The sequence below is a fragment of the Quatrionicoccus australiensis genome, from assembly GCF_020510425.1.
Lineage (GTDB): Bacteria > Pseudomonadota > Gammaproteobacteria > Burkholderiales > Rhodocyclaceae > Azonexus > Azonexus australiensis_A.
Window position 1 is genome coordinate 2,456,880 of record NZ_JAHBAH010000001.1, and the last position, 18,700, is coordinate 2,475,579.

At 60.5% G+C, this 18,700-nt stretch carries 16 protein-coding genes and 1 riboswitch; of the genes, 11 read left to right on the plus strand and 5 right to left on the minus strand.

The features are described from left to right. Nucleotides 1–41 precede the first annotated feature (41 nt). The 3 genes from KIG99_RS11855 to ccoG form a co-directional block, all read right to left on the minus strand. The gene (locus KIG99_RS11855; RefSeq protein ID WP_226460331.1) at nucleotides 42–932 is read right to left on the minus strand and encodes an alpha/beta fold hydrolase; all 891 of its coding nucleotides are present in this window, start codon (nucleotides 930–932) and stop codon (nucleotides 42–44) included. A gap of 86 nt (nucleotides 933–1,018) precedes the next feature. Further along, on the minus strand, nucleotides 1,019–1,159 hold the full coding sequence (locus KIG99_RS11860) for a hypothetical protein (RefSeq protein ID WP_226460332.1): 141 nt from the start codon (nucleotides 1,157–1,159) through the stop codon (nucleotides 1,019–1,021). A gap of 96 nt (nucleotides 1,160–1,255) precedes the next feature. Next, a riboswitch (cyclic di-GMP riboswitch) is annotated at nucleotides 1,256–1,333 on the minus strand. Between the two features lie 115 nt (nucleotides 1,334–1,448). Continuing rightward, nucleotides 1,449–2,855 carry a cytochrome c oxidase accessory protein CcoG gene (ccoG, locus tag KIG99_RS11865; RefSeq protein ID WP_226460333.1) on the minus strand — a complete coding sequence of 469 codons (1,407 nt, stop codon included), beginning with the start codon at nucleotides 2,853–2,855 and terminating at the stop codon, nucleotides 1,449–1,451. 62 nt (nucleotides 2,856–2,917) lie between these two features. Here ccoG and KIG99_RS11870 point away from each other — a divergent pair, with 62 nt between their 5' ends. Genes KIG99_RS11870 through KIG99_RS11890 form a run of 5 tightly spaced genes read left to right on the plus strand, consistent with a single transcriptional unit; the run spans nucleotide 2,918 to nucleotide 6,314 of the window. Beyond that, nucleotides 2,918–3,439, plus strand: a complete 522-nt coding sequence (locus KIG99_RS11870) for an RrF2 family transcriptional regulator (protein WP_319002379.1) — start codon at nucleotides 2,918–2,920, stop codon at nucleotides 3,437–3,439. Between the two features lie 3 nt (nucleotides 3,440–3,442). After that, nucleotides 3,443–3,646, plus strand: coding sequence for a hypothetical protein (locus KIG99_RS11875; protein WP_226460334.1), 204 nt, complete (start codon nucleotides 3,443–3,445; stop codon nucleotides 3,644–3,646). Between the two features lie 3 nt (nucleotides 3,647–3,649). After that, nucleotides 3,650–4,207, plus strand: coding sequence for an HPP family protein (locus tag KIG99_RS11880; RefSeq protein ID WP_226460335.1), 558 nt, complete (start codon nucleotides 3,650–3,652; stop codon nucleotides 4,205–4,207). Nucleotides 4,208–4,224: 17 nt separating this feature from the next. Further along, nucleotides 4,225–4,737: a low molecular weight protein-tyrosine-phosphatase gene (locus KIG99_RS11885; RefSeq protein WP_226460336.1), complete on the plus strand. Its 513-nt coding sequence runs from the start codon at nucleotides 4,225–4,227 to the stop codon at nucleotides 4,735–4,737. 35 nt (nucleotides 4,738–4,772) lie between these two features. Then, a complete protein-coding gene (locus tag KIG99_RS11890) occupies nucleotides 4,773–6,314 on the plus strand; it encodes an ATP-binding protein (protein ID WP_226460337.1) in 1,542 nt (513 codons plus the stop codon). 308 nt (nucleotides 6,315–6,622) lie between these two features. On the opposite strand, the gene KIG99_RS11895 is transcribed toward KIG99_RS11890, so the two are convergent. Next, nucleotides 6,623–9,385, minus strand: coding sequence for an HD domain-containing protein (locus tag KIG99_RS11895; protein ID WP_226460338.1), 2,763 nt, complete (start codon nucleotides 9,383–9,385; stop codon nucleotides 6,623–6,625). 450 nt (nucleotides 9,386–9,835) lie between these two features. Between KIG99_RS11895 and KIG99_RS11900 the strand changes: the two genes are divergently transcribed. Next, the gene (locus tag KIG99_RS11900) at nucleotides 9,836–10,507 is read left to right on the plus strand and encodes a hypothetical protein (RefSeq protein ID WP_226460339.1); all 672 of its coding nucleotides are present in this window, start codon (nucleotides 9,836–9,838) and stop codon (nucleotides 10,505–10,507) included. Between the two features lie 102 nt (nucleotides 10,508–10,609). After that, nucleotides 10,610–11,404: a hypothetical protein gene (locus tag KIG99_RS11905; protein ID WP_226460340.1), complete on the plus strand. Its 795-nt coding sequence runs from the start codon at nucleotides 10,610–10,612 to the stop codon at nucleotides 11,402–11,404. A gap of 357 nt (nucleotides 11,405–11,761) precedes the next feature. Here KIG99_RS11905 and KIG99_RS11910 read toward each other — a convergent pair. After that, nucleotides 11,762–12,882 (minus strand): IS3 family transposase gene (locus tag KIG99_RS11910; RefSeq protein ID WP_226458267.1). Its coding sequence is split into 2 segments (ribosomal slippage): nucleotides 11,762–12,630 and nucleotides 12,630–12,882, totalling 1,122 coding nucleotides; the frame shifts between segments, so codons are not numbered across the junction. A gap of 297 nt (nucleotides 12,883–13,179) precedes the next feature. Here KIG99_RS11910 and KIG99_RS11915 point away from each other — a divergent pair. Genes KIG99_RS11915 through KIG99_RS11930 form a run of 4 tightly spaced genes read left to right on the plus strand, consistent with a single transcriptional unit; the run spans nucleotide 13,180 to nucleotide 18,696 of the window. Continuing rightward, nucleotides 13,180–13,446, plus strand: coding sequence for an ArsR/SmtB family transcription factor (locus tag KIG99_RS11915; RefSeq protein WP_226460341.1), 267 nt, complete (start codon nucleotides 13,180–13,182; stop codon nucleotides 13,444–13,446). Next, the gene (aas, locus tag KIG99_RS11920; RefSeq protein ID WP_226460342.1) at nucleotides 13,446–15,587 is read left to right on the plus strand and encodes a bifunctional acyl-ACP--phospholipid O-acyltransferase/long-chain-fatty-acid--ACP ligase; all 2,142 of its coding nucleotides are present in this window, start codon (nucleotides 13,446–13,448) and stop codon (nucleotides 15,585–15,587) included. Before KIG99_RS11915 ends, aas begins: the two co-directional genes overlap by 1 nt. Next, nucleotides 15,587–16,819 carry an amidohydrolase family protein gene (locus KIG99_RS11925; RefSeq protein ID WP_226460343.1) on the plus strand — a complete coding sequence of 411 codons (1,233 nt, stop codon included), beginning with the start codon at nucleotides 15,587–15,589 and terminating at the stop codon, nucleotides 16,817–16,819. The genes aas and KIG99_RS11925 overlap by 1 nt, the downstream gene beginning before the upstream one ends. Then, nucleotides 16,816–18,696 (plus strand): MFS transporter, encoded by a 1,881-nt coding sequence (locus tag KIG99_RS11930; RefSeq protein ID WP_226460344.1) that lies wholly within the window; start codon nucleotides 16,816–16,818, stop codon nucleotides 18,694–18,696. The genes KIG99_RS11925 and KIG99_RS11930 overlap by 4 nt, the downstream gene beginning before the upstream one ends. Nucleotides 18,697–18,700 lie beyond the last annotated feature (4 nt).

The following is an 18,700-nucleotide window of genomic DNA, read 5'->3' on the forward strand; positions in this document are numbered from 1 at the left end:
GCGCTATGCCGACTCGGTCGAGATAGCGCGCGAAGAACTGCTCAAGTCGTAAACCAAGTCTCGATCAGACGCGCCACTTCGGCCGGCTGGTCGTGATGCAGCATGTGGTCGGCCTCGTCGATCCAGGCTTCTTCGACCTTGGCGAAACAGGCCTGGCGCGCTTCCCAGTCGCCGGGTCGGGCGGCGAAGTCGCGCACCACCCAGGACTGGCGGCCGGCCACCCAGAGCACCGGGCAGGTGATCTGTTTCCAGATCGCCATCGATTCCTCAAGGCGGAACAGATAGGGGGCGGGTGCCTTGTGCCAGGCGTCGCCGTTCCAGATGATGCCGTGCCTGCGCTGGCCGCTCTTGGTCTCGCCGTTGCCGATGCGGGCTAGGTGACGCGCCAGGTAGCTGGCGCGCTCCGGCGTCAGGAAGCGGTCGCTGGCCAGCAGGCGGCGCGCGAAAGCGGCGCGGTCGGCATAGGCGTGCATGCGTGGCGGTTGGCGCAGTGCGCCCAGCCACTGGCCGTAACGCTCCGGCGCCATGTCCGGCGTAGTCGGCGCGATGCCGAAACCTTCGAGGGTGATCAGCTTTTCAACGCGTTCCGGCCGGATGCCGGCATACAGGCAGGCGAGGATGCCGCCCATGCTGTGCCCGGCCAGACGCACCTGGCCATCCGGCGCGTAACGGTCGAGGATGGCCTCAAGATCGCCGAGGTGTTCGGCGAAGAAATACGGCCGGTTCAGCCATTGCGAATTGCCGAAGCCGCGCCAGTCGGGGGCGACGATATTCCAGTCGCGCGCCAGTTCGTCGACGACGAACTGGAAGGAGGCGGAGACGTCCATCCAGCCGTGCAGCAGGAAAAGCATGGGCGCCTGCGGGTTGCCCCAGCGGCGGATATGCAGGCGGACATCGGGCAGGTCGAGGTATTCGGAACGGGAGATACGCATGGGCGGGTCGGTTTTTGGCAATTTCGGACGGTCGACCGCTGGTGGCAGCCATTTTTCAGTTGCCGATTCTAGCAGCCGCTGGCGCCTTAGATGCTCCGCTCGACGACGCTCAGGCCGTCCGCCACCTGGCTGAACAGGCTGCTGATCACGCTGTCGTAGGCCGGCACGAATTCGAGGACGAGTACGATGGTGGCGACTCGGACGATGAGTTCAGGGAGAAATTTCATGATCTTTCCTTTGCTGTCTGATCCGGAAAGACCACCTGCGAGGCGCACGCTGTTACGAACGTGCATTCTCGGCGGATGGCCGAGACCTCTGGCTGATTTTGCAACCCCGCTGTCTGGCAAGCCAGATCGGAAGCTTTGCGTCCCTGCGTCACCGCAGGTTTGCCATCGATCACGGTTTTAATACTAATTTGATAAATTCGAATAGTCAACGAGTATTATTCGAATTTATCAAATTAATTTGCCCCAAGCCAAACCGGTTTCGTTTTTGCGCGGTTTTGCCGGTCGACCGCTACGGCATCCAGAATTTGGAATGTTCGACAACGCTGACCTGCGGATCGTTTTCGTCGGCAATCGTGAAGTTGATCGCTGTCGCACCGGCCTGGCTGGCGCCGGGTGCCGCCGTGACAATCGCCGTCTGGATGCCGATTTCGCCGCCGGCAATGGTCAGCCGTTCGCTGCTCGTCAGGCGGATGCCGTCGATGCCGGCGACGCTGATCCGGAAGCTGCGTGTCTGGTCGCCGGTATTCATGATCTGCAGGCGGTAGGCGTTTTCGATCGAGCCGTCGTCGGCCTCGCGCGACAGCACGCTGCGATCCTTGAGTACATTGACCTTGAGCGGAATGCGTGACGCCAGCGACCAGGCTGTCGCGGCGGTGAGCAGGACGAGGATGGCGCTGTAGAAAATGACGCGCGGCCGCACGGCGCGGCGCAGGATCTCGGTCGGCGTATAGCGCATGCTGACCGCGTTCTCGGTCGAGTAGCGGATCAGGCCGCGCGGGTAATTCATCTTGTCCATTACCTGGTCGCAGGCGTCGATGCAGGCGGCGCAACCGATGCACTCGTTCTGCAGGCCGTTGCGGATGTCGATGCCGGTCGGGCAGACCTGGACGCAGATACCGCAATCGATGCAGTCGCCAAGGCCGAGAGCCTGCGGGTCGCTGCCCTTGGCACGGGCGCCGCGCGATTCGCCGCGCGCCGTGTCGTAGGCGATGATCAGCGTGTCCGGGTCGAACATCACGAACTGGAAGCGGGCGTAGGGGCAGATCTGGCGGCACATCTGGTCGCGCAGGAAACCGGCGTTGCCGTAGGTCGCGAAGGCGTAGAACACCACCCAGAAGGCGGCCCAGGGGCCGGGGGCGAAGGCGAGCAGATCGGCGATCAATTCGCGGATTGGCATGAAATAGCCGACGAAGGTGATGCCGGTCCACAATGAAAAAATCAGCCAGACGGCGTGCTTGGCCGTCTTCAGCGCCAGCTTGCGGTGCGACCAGGGGGCGGCGTCGAGCTTGATGCGTTGCGGCCGCTCGCCTTCGATGATCTTCTCGAACCAGAGGAAGATCGAGGTATAGACCGTCTGCGGGCAGCTATAGCCACACCACAGGCGCCCGGCTACGGCGGTGAACAGGAAGAGCGCGAAGGCACCGAGGATCATCAGCAGGACCAGGTAGATTGTGTCCTGTGGCCAGAGTACCAGGTCGAAGAAATAGAACTTGCGCGTGTCGATATCGAACAGCACCGCCTGGCGACCATGCCAGGGCAGCCAGCACAGGCCGTAGAAAACGACCTGGGTCAGCCAGACGAAAATCCAGCGCCAACTGGTATAAGGGCCGCTCACCGAGCGTGGATAAACCTTGCCTTCGGCGCCGCCAACCGGCTTGATGGCGATCACTTTGCGCGGGGTGGAACGAGTGCTCATGCTGCCTTCCGGCCCGCCGGAGCGCGGCCCAGGCCCGGTGGGGCCGATAAGGTGTAAATAAAATGAATCTTGATTTTAGCAAGCCCGGCTGCTATAAGCAATATTTCAAATACACCTTAAGCATTGTCATGCGCCTGAGCAATTTTTCCGACTACAGCCTGCGTGTCCTGATGTATCTCGGTGCCGATCCCGACCGCCTGGCGACGATCAGCGAGATCGCCGCCGGCCACGCGATTTCGGAAAACCACCTGATGAAGGTCGTGCACCAGCTCGGCCGTTACGGCTATCTCGAAACCGTGCGCGGCAAGGGCGGCGGCATGCGGCTGGCCCGCTCGCCGGACGCGATCGTGCTTGGCGAGGTGCTGCGCCAGACGGAGACCGACTTCATGCTGGCCGAATGTCTGGGCAGCGACGCCAGTTGCCGCATCCAGGGCGCCTGCGGCCTGAAACGCATCCTCAACGAGGCGCTCAGCGCCATGTTCCTGGTCCTCGATAGCTATACCCTGGCCGATCTGCTGCGCGATCCGCTCGGCCTGGTGCCAGCCGGCCGGGCACCGGCTGCCGCGCTGACGGCGGGGGGCTGAGGCATGAGCGACCCGGCAGAGAACCGCCGCAGCGTGGCGACTGCGCTCGAACTCGAGCTGTCGGACGAAGACATCCTCGATGCCCTGGCGCACGTGTCGGGCTATATCGACATCAGCACCGAGGATTTTCGCACCGTCTACCATCTGGCCTGGCGTCATGCCGTGGCTCGCCTGACGGCAGCCATGCCCGATCCGGGCGAGGACTGAGGCGTGCTCGAGCGAAGCTGGCGCGGCTATTGGCGCAAGATGCGCGGTACGACGCGGGGTAGCCCGCCGCGGGTCAGCAACGAGGAAATCTTCTGGTCCTGGCTCGGCGCCCTGCTTGGCATCGGCCTGCTCGCCTGGCTGGCACAACTGCTGTTCGCCGGCTACGACCTGATCCTGATGATCGGCTCCTTCGGTGCCTCGGCGGTGCTGGTTTACGGCGCCGTGCGCAGTCCGCTCGCCCAGCCGCGCAATTTGATTGGCGGGCATCTGCTCTCGGCGCTGGTTGGCGTCAGTTGCTGGCAACTGCTCCACGCCTTGCCGCTGCTGGCGCCCGCCGTGGCGGTGGCGAGTGCCCTGGCGCTGATGCACGCGACGCGGACCCTGCATCCGCCAGGCGGTGCGACGGCGCTGATCGCCGTGGTCGGCTCGCCGGAAATTCACCGTCTCGGCTACTGGTACGTGCTGGTGCCGGGCACGCTTGGCCCCCTGATCCTGCTGCTGGTGGCGCTGCTGATCAATAATTTGCCGACTTCCCGGCGTTATCCCGAAATATGGTTCTAACCGAGGCTCCGGCGCCGATGCAAAGACCTTATCGTATTCTGTGCGTCTGCATGGGCAATGTTTACCGCTCGCCGGCCGCCGAGGTCGTTTTGCGCAGCCTGTTGCGCGATCATGGTCTGGGCGACCGGGTCGAGGTTGCCTCGGCGGGCACGCACGCCCACCGGACGGGCGAGGCCTGCGACGTGCGTGCCCGGCAGCTCGCCTGGGCGCGCGGCTACGACCTGTCGCGGGCGCGGGCGCGCAAAATCGGCTGGCAGGATTTCGACGATTTCGACCTGATCCTGGCCATGGATCGCAACAACCTGGCCAGCCTGCGGCGCATGGCGAGCGAGGTGCAACAGGACAAGATCCGCCTGTTCATGGACTACGCGACGACCTTTGCCGAAGAGGAGATCCTCGATCCCTGTACCACGCTGGGCGGCAGTTTCGAGCATGTCCTCGACCTGGTAGAGGATGCGGCAAAAGGTGTCGTCGCCAGCCTGGAAATGGCTATGATGGCGTCGGAAAGTTGCCAACCCGAGGTCAGGTAATGGAAGCCCATGTCGTTCCAGTCGCGCAGCGCAGCATGCCGCCCCTTGTCCGCGATCGGCGCTGGTGGCTGCTGTTGCTCGCTGCCTGGGCGGCTGCAGTCGTTTTCTCGCTGTCCTCGCAGGCGACGCAGATCCGCCGGCAGACGACGGCAATCGCCATCGAGGGGGCCCGCAACATGTTCCGCATGGTGCTGCTGACCCGCAACTGGAACGCCAGTCACGGCGGCATCTACGTGCCGGTGACGGAACGGACGCAACCCAATCCCTATCTCGATGTGCCCTTCCGCGACGTGACGACGACCGATGGTATCGAGCTGACCATGGTCAATCCCGCCTACATGACCCGGCTCATCGCCGAGATGGCCGAGTCGGCCTCCGGCGCCGTCTTCCGGCTGACCAGCCTGCGCCCGATCCGGCCCGAAAACGAAGCGGATGCCTGGGAGTACCTGGCGCTGCAGGCCTTCGAGCGCGGCGTCAAGGAAGTGTCAGGCGTCGAACACGGCCCTGATGGCGAGATGTTGCGCTACATGGCACCGCTTGCCGTGCAGGAAAGTTGCCTGCAGTGTCATCGCAAGCAAGGCTACAAGGTCGGCGACATTCGCGGCGGGATCAGCGTGTCGCAACGCAATACGCCGATCGAGGCCGCCGTGCAGGCGGCGGTCGGCGAAGCGCGCCTGCTGCACGCTGCGGCTTTCGTGCTGATTGCCGTGGCCGGCTGGCTGTTGCTCGAATTGCTGCGCCGGCGCTGGTCCGAATTGAGCGGCAAGATCCAGGAGCTGCAGGACACCCAGAGTCAGTTGTTGCAGTCGGAAAAGATGGCGGGCATCGGCCAGCTGGCGGCCGGGGTGGCACATGAAATCAACAACCCAGTCGGCTTCGTTACATCCAATCTGGGCACGCTGCAAAAATACAGCGAGCAGATGATAGGCCTGCTCGAACGCTGTCGTGCCGGGCAGGCCGGCGAAGCCGATTTCGTCGCCGCCGATTTCGATTTTCTCAGGGAAGACCTGGCCGAGTTGCTGCGCGAATCGCAGGCTGGCTTGCGCCGGGTGAGCAAGATCGTCGGCGATCTGAAGAATTTCTCGCATGTCGATGCCGCGGCCTGGCAGCAGGCCGATCTCAATGCCGGGATCGAGGCAACGCTCAACGTGCTCGGGCACGAACTCGGACACAAGGCCGAGATCGTCCGCGAGCTGGGCGATTTGCCGGCGGTGCCGTGCAATGCGGCGCAGATCGACCAGGTACTGATGAACCTGTTGCTCAATGCGGCGCATGCGATCGAGGGGCGCGGCACGATCACCGTGCGCAGCGGCTGCGCCGATGCCGGGGTGTGGGTCGAGGTCTGCGACGACGGTAGCGGCATGAGCCCGGCCATGCAGGAGCACATTTTCGAGCCCTTCTACACGACCCGGCCGGTCGGCAAGGGCGCCGGGCTCGGCCTGTCGCAGGCCTACGAAATCGTCAGCAAGCACGGTGGCCGGATCGACGTGCACAGCGCGCCGGGGCAGGGCAGCCGCTTCCGCGTCTGGCTACCGCTCACCAGCGCAGTGCCGCCTTCCTCCCCGGACGCCGGCTAGCCACCGGCGCCCTGGCGGCGCGTTCAATCCTTCTCGTCCGCAGCTTAAGTTGAGACAGAAGCTCCTTGCATTCCCTCGTGTGTCGTTCGGTCTCGCAAACTTAGCTCATCGCGCTTTCGCACGTTAAGTTGGGATTTTTCCGATCTTCCGCAGCTCAACTCGAGCCTCGGTTTGTCTAGCCACTCCGAGATCGGCTGAAAAATTCCACTGGCCTGTATTGGTGACAGATCGGCCATTGGTATTTTCAGAGGGAACGTCAGCACTTTCGTCGGCGATGGCTTCACGTCACGATTCGCTGAAGAGCTACTTCAGATCAACGCGCGTACCGCTTCAGGATCGAACCCTTGCGAATGTAGCTGAAGGTCATCTATCAAATCGGCCAGCTTGATCAAGCGCTTCTGCTCAGCCAGCGCGCTGCAGTGTTCATGCAGCTTCGAACCCGTCTTTATGACCACTCGATGACGACCAAGGAACGCATACGGAGTGCCAAGAGGATTCTCGAAATCGCGCGAATACAAAGCGCCTGTCCATCGTCCTTGCACCTCTGCAATGATCTGGTGCTCGTCTGGATTCAAAGTCAAGTTTTGCAGACGCCATCTCTGCATAAGCAGATGAGCATTGCTGGCACCCGGCCCAAGAGTCAATGCCACCGTCTGAACCGTACCTGTCGGGTCCGCATCGAAAAGCATAGAAGCACGTCGATTTGCTTCAAGTAGATACAGGGGCTCAGGCGATCCTTCACAATGCTTAATAATCGCAGCCGCGATGTACGCTAACTCCGTTAATTGCTCCGGATAGAGGCCACGAAATTCCCCATCGGGCGCCGGAAAGCTCAACCTCGTTTGAGCTACGACGCAGGTTCCTGACAGCTTACGCAGGCCTGGCCAATCCAGATGGTGGATCGTTGCTTGCTGAAATTTTCGAGAGGGGGCGACCTCATAGAGCCGAAAACACAACAAATCCGGATAGTCCTCGGCTGCCACGGAAAGCTCATGACCGGTGTACTGATCGAAGACATTGCCCCCACTAAGCTCGGACTCCACTGTGAGGCGGTAGATCGACTCTGGATTGTAGGCGCCGCGCTCCTGCAAGAACGCCCGATAGCCATCATGTATGCATTGGGTAATCGCCCGACCCATTTTTATGCTTTGCTCCGACTCAAGCACCTGGCCCCGATCGAGTGAGTACTCGATTCCCTGAGGCGACTGAATATTCGCGACAGCAGTGCCGACTCGCCATAGATCGAGACATATAGTGGATGGTCTCAACGGTGCAAAAAAACCGCAGACTGCCGTGGTATATATTCCCGACGTACGATCGAGTCTCGATATGACCGAGGTGTGTTCATTCAGGCGAAACGTGACTTTCTGTTCTTCCAGACGGTAGACCAGTCCTATGGCGACCTCGACGCCCGGCCGCTCTCCGCGCCATTGGAACGTATGTAGGCCATCTGCCTCCATTGCGGACATCTTGGCCCCCAGAAGCTGCGTAGGAGTCACGTCCGGAACAATCTCCGGGATCTCTTCCACAACCCCGTCAAGGACCAAATCGATGGGCACAGCCGCACGCACCAGAAGATTGCGACACTGCTCAAATACATCGTCGACGACGATATCTTCAATCAGGGATAGGGTCACAGACGTCCCTGGGCTCATCGGGCAGTCTCGGAACACCGTGTAGTCCTTGAGCTCGTCGAGGGAGACTTCGAACTGAAGTCCGATGCCTTTGTCGTTCCCTGCTTCGAAAGCCAGAGACCGGATGTCCGCCTTAGTCGCGACAGTAAAGACCGACCAGAAACCTGTACCGAAGCGCGCGATCGGAGCATACGATTTTGATGCGTAGGCGGGCTCCTTGGCCCTACTGCTTGCTACGCTTAGAAAGTGGTTCAGGATGGTTCGGAGCGACATTCCGCAACCGTTGTCCGTTACTGTAACCGTGTGCCTCGCACGATCAAACTCAATCCTGACCTGCGGCTGATAATCATCAGCGGGACTGGAATGGTGCATTCGGAATCGGCATGCCTCCACCGCGTTCTGAACCAACTCGCGAATCGGCGCGCCCGTCGATCTCTTCCAGACCGCGTTCGACGCGATCAAGTCGATAACCGCCCGCTTGCTCATCCTTACGCCCAAGCGCTCGAACGTTGCACCCGGCAAATCCAACCTCCGCACGAACGGCTCAGGCCGAATCTTCAGCCGGGGGATTTTCGACTGTCGATCGATGTCGCAGTAGCCACGGATCCATCCTTCCATATCATCAAACGTGCGATGCGCGAGCGCAAGCACGTCGCCGTCGTCGAACGTCCCGCTTACAACTACCTGACCGTCATCGGTCACCGCCAAGCTGTCACGGATGCAATCGTGCTTTCTGTTCTCCCGGAAAGAGATCGCTGCCGCATCGCCAGCGGTCTGTCGAGCCAGATCGACCACACCATCCAGAACGCGCGTATCGCTGAATTCGATGGCGTCCGCGCTGCACAGAATGGCCGCAAGCTGCCGAACATCGAGGACACGACCATCCGCAGCGAACGGCTTCCGCAGATTCGCTTCCAACTCCGAAACGCTCAGGTTATGCGACTTCATTATCCAGTCCAGGGGGGCGACCAGATTTTCAGGGACTCCCATTGCCAGGGCATTTTGGTGGATGTATGCGCCCCCCCGCTTGGAATGTTCGCGACGCAGGTAGTCTGTCAGCGGAACACTGGTTTCCCACCCATGCTCCGGAAGGTCCAACGTCGTTCTGAGCGCTGGTTCCTCGCCTGGAAATACTGTCATGCCCAGGTCATGCGCATAGGCTGCGGCGATTAGGAGAAACAACTCAGGTGCCCCAAGTGACTTGCTCGATCCTATCTCTAGGCAGTCCTTCAGGAGTACGTTTTCCAGACGCCGGACTACCTGGAATCCATGGTGCGCATCATGGCGGGTATACAAAGGAAAGTGCTGGATAGTTGTTGCGAGGATAGGCGCGATTATCTCTACAAATTGAGCGGCGCGATCCGCGTATTCTGGGCTTTGCGAGGAGAGATGTGAAAAGACTCTCGTACTTTTTAGTTCTTCGATGGGATCTCTCACTAGCACGGTTACTTCCTCGTTTGATTCCTATTTCTCCTATTCTCCCGAATTTGCCGGTCAACGCACAGTTCCAGAAGCCCCGCTCTTCCGGGCCGATATCTATCTCGACCTAAGTTGAGACAGAAGCCCCTAGCACTCCCACATGTGCAGTTGAGTCTCGCAAACTCGGTTCATCGCGCTTTCGCACGTTAAATTCGGATTTTCCCGATTCCCCGCAACTTAACTAGAGCTTCGGTTTGTCTAGCTACTCTGTCATGGGCCGAAACATCGCAGACTTCGTCGAATGAATAGATGAGTGACCAGCTTCCGCTTCTCGGCCACAACCGGACCTGGAGTATTTGTCCAGATAGCCGACATCCCAGCCGGCTTACTGGCATCTGCGTTATTGGAGTTATACGGACCCAAACGAGCTCATTCCTTGCTCAATGGGCGATCCCGAAAGCATAATGGATGCATCAACCAGTCAATATTGGAACAGGAATGCGCAAATGCCAAGGAATCACAGAACCCTGTTGGTCGTCACTCTCTGAAGACCAACGTGTTTCGTGGAAGTATTTTTCTCGCATTGTTGCTGTCGTCGGTGCTTTCTTTGTCACGAAAACAGGGAGTCCTTACGTTGACTGGCCGCTAGTTGCGCTCACTGCGATCTTCTTAGTAATCGTCATCGAAACACAACGTTCGTATAGCCGGTTAAGTCCAAAATTTCGTAAGCGTAGTGTGCGCATCGCCATCTTCCTAGGTTCTTGGGGCATTACCATTCTGGGGGTCGCCATGTTTTCACAAGTTGGTCTGGTCTCCGCGGCAACAGTTTTATCCAACGAAGTCCTTCCATCGCTGCACAAAAGCACTGATCCTTTAGTGCAAGCAATCATGGTAGGGGGTTTTCTTGTCGCGGTTCCTATTGCACTAATTCGATCATTTAGACAGCTACATTTCGAAGAGCTGATTTACACGCTCCCCCGAAATGGCCTGAAACGACTTCTCGTTTTCAAGCAGCCAAAAGCTACTTCGTTTCCGGTGTTTGCATATATGGAACTCTCGACTCTACTAGTCTGTCTCGTTTACGCATCGTCAGTCGCCGAAATTGCGAAGGTTGCCATGACTTTATTCAATGCATTCTAGGTTGCCACGCTGTGTTCCAGTCCAGGGTTCGAGGCGTGTGTGCGAAAGACAGCGTATGAGCCTCAACTCCATGTTAGACCCATCGAAACATTGAGAAATATTATGGGCTATAAGAAAGTAGTGGTCGCATTCCTAGATATTCTAGGAACAAGAGACAACCAAGATTTTGAATCGAAATACAGGGTGCATAGAGCATTCCACGAATCTATTCGTGATTGTCAATCAAGGGACAGAGAGGAGGCTGCGTACTACCGCAAAGTCTATAGTTTCTCCGATTGTGCATACATATTTCATGGATTTCGAGAGGGTGTCGACGAGAGCGCCGAGGCTGAGGAGTTGCTGATTCAGGCCGCACTATTCAATACGACCATCACCACTATCCGTCTACTCAATGACGGGTATCTCGTGAGAGGTGGAGTATCATTTGACGATGCCTATCACGATGATCTGAGCTTCTTCGGCCCAGCTGTTGAAGAAGCGTATGTTCTTGAATCAAAGAAAGCGGTTACTCCAAGAATCTTACTGGCTGATCCGCTCGGAGAACGCGCCAAGGGTTTTTCAGATAGAGCGCATCGGGAAGCCTTTTCAGAAGCCAACCCAAACATTCGGTTTCTACCTAAACGCTTTTATATCCCGGAACTAATACAACAGCAGAATAATGCATACCATCTAAATCCATTCTACATTCTCGAAATGGATTTTAGAATGCAAATAGGAAATCAAGAGTTTACCCATGAAGGGCTTATAAATTCCGTCGCCAATACTATCGATGAGCAAATTCTTTCTTACCCTTGGGAGAGCAAAATTCGGCCAAAGCTGGAGTGGATGCGGGAATATGTCGCCAACTCAAAGTGCAGTTTAGAGTGCCCAAATAGTAGTATCGCGATTACCCGATAGTCATTGTGATACGGCACGCCAAAATTTGCTGCTGCTAACGGCCTTTATGGGACGCCGCTGCGCGTCCTCTTTCGCTATTTGACAACTTCCGATCTGGGGCGGGTGCCGTTCCTCGTAGATAACGAGAGCGGCGATTCGCCGCCTTCAGAGACCGAGCGGCAGGTAACTGACAAATAACCGCCTGTTCAGGCCAGAGGCCGAAGGTTGGCTTTGGCCGAAATTCTTCCCTACGGTAGATAATGTCAAACGATCTGCCGTTTGTTGTAACAGACATTAGCGAGAGACGCCTGTGCCAATCGACCACCAGAACTGTCAAGCTTTCTATCAAGGAGCTTTTGCTACGACGTCCCCCCGTTTTCAGTAGCAGAGGGCTTTAGAGTCCGGGGGTAATTTACCTGATTTCTGGGTGAGTGATTTTGCATAGGCTGCGGGCGTCAAACCGCCCAGGGATTTTTTCGGTCGCTCCTCGTTGTACTCGCGGCGCCAGCCTTCGATGACGACCTGGGCATGGCGCAGGCTGGTGAACCAGTGCTCATTCAGGCATTCATCCCGGAAACGCCCATTGAACGATTCGATATAGGCGTTCTGATTCGGCTTGCCTGGCTCAATGAGAAAGAGTTGGACGCCACGGGCATGCGCCCAGGTCAGCATGGCCCGACTACAGAACTCCTTGCCGTTATCCGTCCGAATGGCCTTGGGCAAGCCTCGCGTCTTGGCCAACTGATCGAGCGTTCGGGTGAGTTGCATGCCGCCGATTGCGCGTTCCGGAACAATCGCGACCGCTTCATGCGTCGCATCGTCGACAACGGTCAGGCTTTTGATGACTCGCCCTTCCGCCGTCCGGTCGAACACGAAATCCATTGACCAGACCTGATTGGCGGCCGAAGGGCGCTCTAGTGGGTGACGATCCGACACCGGAATCTTCTTCCGCTTTCGCCTTCTCACTTGCAGACCGGCCTCGGCGTAGAGCCGATCCACCCGCTTGTGATTCACCACCAGGCCGGCCTGCCGCAGCTTCAAGTAGATCATCCCGGCACCGTAGCGCCGATGACGTTGGGCGAGCGTGACGATCTGCTCCTTCAAAGCAGCATTGCGATCCGCCGCCGGCTGGTAACGGAATGAACTCGGACTCATGCCAACGAACCGCAATGACTTTCGCTCGCTGAGCCCCTCGTCGATCAGGTAGCGCACCAGATCACGTCGTGACGGTGCGCTCACCACTTTTTTCGCAGAGCTTCCTTAGCGATCTCGTTTTCCAGCATCGTTTCGGCCAACAGCTTCTTCAAGCGCGTGTTTTCCGTTTCGAGCTCCTTGAGCCGCTTAGCGTCCGACACGCTCATTCCGCCAAACTTGCTGCGCCAGAGGTAGTAGCTTGCCTCTGAGAAGGCGTGCTTGCGGCACAACTCCGCTATCGGCATTCCTGCTTCTGCTTCCCGCAGGAAGCCAATGATCTGTTCTTCGGTGAATCGCTTCTTCATGTCCAATCTCCTTGTCGTGGTGAATTGGACTCTAAAGTCAGGCGCTACTCAATTCCGGGGGGACGTCGTCAAAACCACGAAATCACTAGCGTCTGCCGCTCTTGGGCTTGATGAAGCCTTTGAAACCATTGTGGCACAACGGTTTGCTATCTCGCCCTAAGCTGCGAAAGTCTCAACTTAAGCTGCGGACGAGAATCCTTTCGCAAATAAAATGCTTGACGAGTACATGTCGATATAACTAAGATTATCGACATGAGAAATGACTATACCCGTGCCATTCCCCCCGAGTGGCAAGACATGTCCCGCATTTTTGTCGCGCTCGGCGACGAACACCGGCAGCGCATGCTGCTTTTGTTCGAGCCGGGCGAGCGGCTCAATGTCGGGCAGATCGCCGAAGTGTCGACGCTGGCGCGGTCGACCGTCTCGCACCACCTGAAAATCCTGCACGAATCCGGGGTGCTGGCTTCCGAGAAGATCGGCAAGGAAGTCTGGTTCTGGATCAATCGCGACGCCCTCGAAAACACGCTGGGCAACGTGCTCGACTACCTCAAGGAAAATACCTGATGCGCACTCTTCTGCGGCCGCTGTTGCGCGGCCTGGCCCGCCTGCTGTTTCGTCTCGAGATTGATGTCCGGGGCGCCGATTTCGCGCATGAGCGCCTGCTCATCGTCGCCAATCACGAGTCCTTTCTCGACGGCCTGCTGATCGGCCTGTTCCTGCCGGTCGACCCGGTTTTCGTGATCAATACCGCGATTGCCAATCGCTGGTATTTCCGTCTGCTGCTGTCGCAGGTCGATTACCTGACGGTCGATCCGGCCAGCCCGATGGCAATGAAGAAGGTCATCCGCCTGATCGAAACCGGTCGCCCGGTGGTGATCTTTCCGGAAGGGCGGATTACGCTGACCGGCAGCCTGATGAAGGTGTACGACGGCCCCGCCTTCGTTGCCGCCAAAACCGGCGCCACGGTCGTGCCGGTGCGTCTCGAAGGCACGGCGCGCAGCTATTTCTCGCGCCTGTCCGGCAAGCATCCGCGCGCGCTGTTTCCGAAAATCCGTCTGACCGTGCTGTCCGAGCGCGTTTTCCCCATGCCCGAGGCGTCGACCGCCAAGCTGCGCCGGCGCAAGGCGGGCGAGGCGATGCGCCGCCTGATGCAGGAAATGGTCTTCATCTCGCGCCCGGCGCAGACGTTGTACTCGGCGCTGTGCGATGCCGCCGCGATTTTCGGGCATGGCCGCCGCCTGCTCGAGGACATCAAGCAGGTCGAGTATTCGTACAAGGACCTGTTCAAGATGGCGCTGATCCTCGGCCGCCAGGTCGAGCGCTTCACGGCGCCGGGTGAGAAGGTCGGCCTGCTGCTGCCCAATGTCGTGCCGACGCTGGGCCTGATCTTCGGCCTGACGGCGCGCCGGCGCATTCCCGCGATGCTCAATTACACGGCCGGCGTCGATGCCATGCAGACCGCCTGCGACGCCGCCGAGATCCGCAACATCGTCACCTCGCGCGCCTTCGTCGAGCAGGCCAAGCTGGCCGGCAAACTGGCGGCGCTGACTGGCGTGCAACTGCATTACCTCGAGGACATCCGCGAAAGGATCAGCCTCGCCGACAAGCTGTGGCTGGTGCTCTGGGCGGTCCACTTCCCGCGCGCCTACGAATTGCCGGCGGCGCCCGAGGATGCCGCGGTGGTGTTGTTCACGTCGGGTTCCGAGGGCAAGCCCAAGGGCGTCGTGCTGCCGCACCGGGCGATCCTTGCCAATGTCGCGCAGATCCGTTCGGTGATCGATTTCTCGGTATACGACAAGTTCCTCAACGCGCTGCCCATCTTCCATTCCTTTGGCCTGACCGCCGGCGCGCTGCTGCCGGTGCTGAACGGCGCCAGTCTCTTCCTCTACCCGTCGCCGCTGCATTACCGCGTGATTCCCGAACTTGCCTACGACCGCGGCTGCACCGTGCTGTTCGGTACCTCGACCTTCCTCGGCAATTACGCCAAGTTCGCCAATCCCTACGATTTCTATCGCCTGCGCTACGTCGTTGCCGGCGCCGAAAAGCTGTCGACTGCCGTGCGCGACCTGTGGTTCGAGAAATTCGGCCTGCGCATTTTTGAAGGCTACGGCGCCACCGAAACCGCGCCGGTCCTGGCGGTCAACACGCCGATGGCCTACAAAACCGGCACCGTCGGCAACCTGCTGCCCGGTATCGAGCACCAGCTGGTGCCGGTGCCCGGTATTGAGCAGGGCGGCATGCTGCATGTGCGCGGTCCGAACGTGATGGCCGGCTACCTCAAGGGCGACCAGCCCGGCGTGCTGCAGCCGCCGACCTCCGACCTCGGCGCCGGCTGGTACGAAACCGGCGACATCGTCGATATCGACGAAGAGGGCTTCGTGAAGATCGTCGGCCGCGTCAAACGCTTCGCCAAGATTGCCGGCGAGATGGTCAGCCTGGAAGTGGTCGAGAAACTGGCGGTTGCCGCCTCGCCCAACGCGCAACATGGCGCGTCGAGCCAGCCCGATCCGGGCAAGGGCGAAGCGCTGGTGCTGTTCACCACCGACCCGGCGCTGGGTCGCGAGCAACTGGCGGCGAGCGCCCGCACACTGGGTATGCCGGAACTGGCCGTGCCGCGCAAGATCGTGCGCGTCGATGCGCTGCCGCTGCTCGGCACCGGCAAGGTGGATTACGTGAGCCTGAAGAAAATGGCGGAGACCGCCTGATGCTCGCAAATGCTTCCCGCCGTCGTTTCGTCGCCTTGCTCGGCGGGGCGGCTGCCTTGTCGGCGGCCGGCTGGAGCAGCGCCAAGCCGGTGCTGGTGAACAAATGCCGCGTTGCCATTCCGGCGGTCCTGAACGACAGTCCCTGGCTCAAGCAGATCTGGGACGGCATTGATCCGGCGCAGCTATGGGATTGCCATGTGCATCTAGCCGGGCTGGGCGATGGCGGCAGCGGTATCGAGATCGGGCCGCAACTGGCTTCACCGCTGCATCCGCTGCATTACGCGCAGCGCCTGTTTTACATGAATGCCGGCTGCGCCCACGATGCGCCGGGCAAGGTCGATCAGGCCTACGTCGCCCGCCTGCTCAACCTGTGCGACGCGATGCCGGCCGGCTTCAAGGTCATGTTGTTTGCCTTCGAGCGTTTTCACGACGGGCGGGGCGACGCGCATCCCGAGCATTCGGCCTTCTACGTGCCGAATGCCTGGGCGGCGCAACTGGCCAGGGATTTCCCGGCGCGTTTCGAATGGGTGGCGTCGCTGCATCCTTATCGCGCCGATGCGGTCGACCGTCTGGAAGCGGCCATTTCCGGCGGCGCCCGTGCCGTCAAATGGCTGCCGGCGGCGATGGGCATGGATCCGGCCGATGCGCGCTGCGATGCGTTCTATCGCGTGCTTGCCCGCCGCGGCACGCCGCTGATCGTGCATTGCGGCGAGGAAAAGGCGGTCGAGGGCAGCAACACGCAAGCTCTGGGCAATCCGCTGCGCCTGCGCCGGGCGCTCGACGCCGGGGTCAGGGTGGTGGTCGCGCACTGCGCCTCGCTCGGTGACGATGTCGACGACGATGGCAAGGTTCGCCGCAGTTTCGATCTCTTCCTCAAACTGATGGCCGAGCCGCGCGCCAGGGAGCTGCTGTATGGCGACATCTCGGCGATCAGCCAGCGTAACCGCCAGCCGGCGATCATCCGGACCCTGCTCGAACGCAGCGACCTGCACGAGCGCCTGCTGCACGGTTCCGACTACCCGCTGCCCGGCGTCGTGCCGCTGACCTCACCGGCGGCGCTGGCCCGCGCCGGGCTGCTGCCCAGGGCGGCCGTTCATGATCTCGACATCCTGCGCCAGCACAATCCGCTGTTCTTCGACTTTGCCCTCAAACGCCTGCTGCGTTGGCAAGGTCATTCCTTTTCTCCGGCGGTCTTCGCGACCCGCCGCCTTTTCGCTGCGAGCCAAGCATGAGCGGACAATTCGGACTTCTCAAGGAGAAGCGCTTCGCACCCTTCTTCGTCACCCAATTTCTCGGGGCCTTCAACGACAACCTGTTCAAGAACGCGCTGGTCGTGCTGCTGACTTTCCAGGCGGCGCAATGGACGACGCTCAAGGTCGAGCTGCTCGCCAACCTGGCGGCCGGCATCTTCATCCTGCCTTTCTTCCTGTTTTCGGCGACCGCCGGCCAGTTGGCCGACAAGTACGACAAGGCCTTGCTGGCGCGCCTGGTCAAGGTGCTCGAGATGGTGATCATGGGCGTTGCGGCGGCCGGCTTCTTCCTGCACAGTCTGCCGGTGCTGATGGGCGCGCTGTTCCTGCTCGGCTGCCACTCGACGCTGTTCGGGCCGGTCAAGTACGCGATCCTGCCGCAGCATCTGCATAACGACGAACTGGTCGGCGGCAATGCGCTGATCGAGGCCGGGACTTTCGTCGCCATCCTGATCGGCACGCTGGCTGGCGGCCTGCTCGCCGGTTCGGTCGAGCATCCGGCCTGGATCGCGCTCGGCGGCTTCGTTGTCGCTGCCGCCGGCTACCTGAGCAGCCGCGGCATTCCGAGTGCGCCGGCGCCCGAGCCGGGGCTGACGGTCAACCTCAATCCGCTGTCGGAAACCTGGCGCAACATTGCCTTTGCCCGGCAGAACCGCACGGTCTTCCTGTCGATTCTCGGCATCTCCTGGTTCTGGCTGTACGGCGCGCTCTTTCTCGCGCAGTTCCCGGCCTATGCCAAGAACGTGCTGGGCGGCGGCGAGTCGGCGGTGACGCTGCTGCTCGCGACCTTCACGGTCGGCATCGGCATGGGCTCGATGCTCTGCGAGCGCCTGTCCGGCAAGCATGTCGAGATCGGTCTGGTGCCCTTCGGCTCGATCGGCCTGACCCTGTTCGGCCTCGACCTGTTTTTTGCCTCGCCGAGCGGGTTGACCGGTACGACGCCGCACGAACTTCTCGCGCTGCTCAGCCTGCCGGCCGTCTGGCGCGTGCTGTTCGATCTGGTCATGCTCGGCGTCTTCGGCGGCTTCTTCATCGTGCCGCTCTATGCGCTGGTGCAGTTGCGCAGCGCCGCCGGCCACCGTGCCCGCATCATCGCCGCCAACAACATCCTCAACGCGCTGTTCATGGTGGTCGGCGCGCTTGGGGCCGGCGCGCTGCTCGGTGCCGGCCTGTCGATTCCGGCGCTGTTTGCCGGTGCGGCGGCGCTCAATGCGCTGGTCGCGCTCTACATCTACCGCCTGGTGCCGGAATTCCTGATCCGCTTCGTCGCCTGGCTGCTGATCAAGGCCGCCTACCGGCTGCGCAGCGCAGGCACGCAGCACATTCCGGAGGAGGGCGCGGCGCTGCTCGTCTGCAATCACGTCAGCTTTGTCGATTCGCTGGTCGTCATGGGGGCGGCGCCGCGCCCGGTGCGCTTCGTGATGGATCACCGCATCTTCCGCATCCCGCTGCTCAATTACGTCTTCCGGCACAGCGGCGCGATTCCCATCGCACCGGCCAAGGAAGACCCGGCGCTGATGGAAAAGGCCTTCGCCGAGGTGTCGACCGCATTGGCCAACGGCGAGCTGGTCGCCATCTTCCCGGAAGGCGGCCTCAGCCCGGACGGCGAGTTGCAAGCCTTCCGGCCCGGCATCACGCGCATTCTCGACGCCAACCCGGTGCCGGTCGTGCCGATGGCGCTGTCCGGCCTGTGGGGCAGTTTCTTCTCGCGCATCGACGGCAAGGCGATGCAGAAGCCGTTCCGGCGCGGCCTGTTCTCGCGTATTGGACTGAACGTCGGCGCGCCCGTGCCGGCCGACCAAGCGACGCCGGAAGCGCTGCGCCAGCAGGTTGCCGCGCTGTGCGGTGCACAGGCCTGAACGA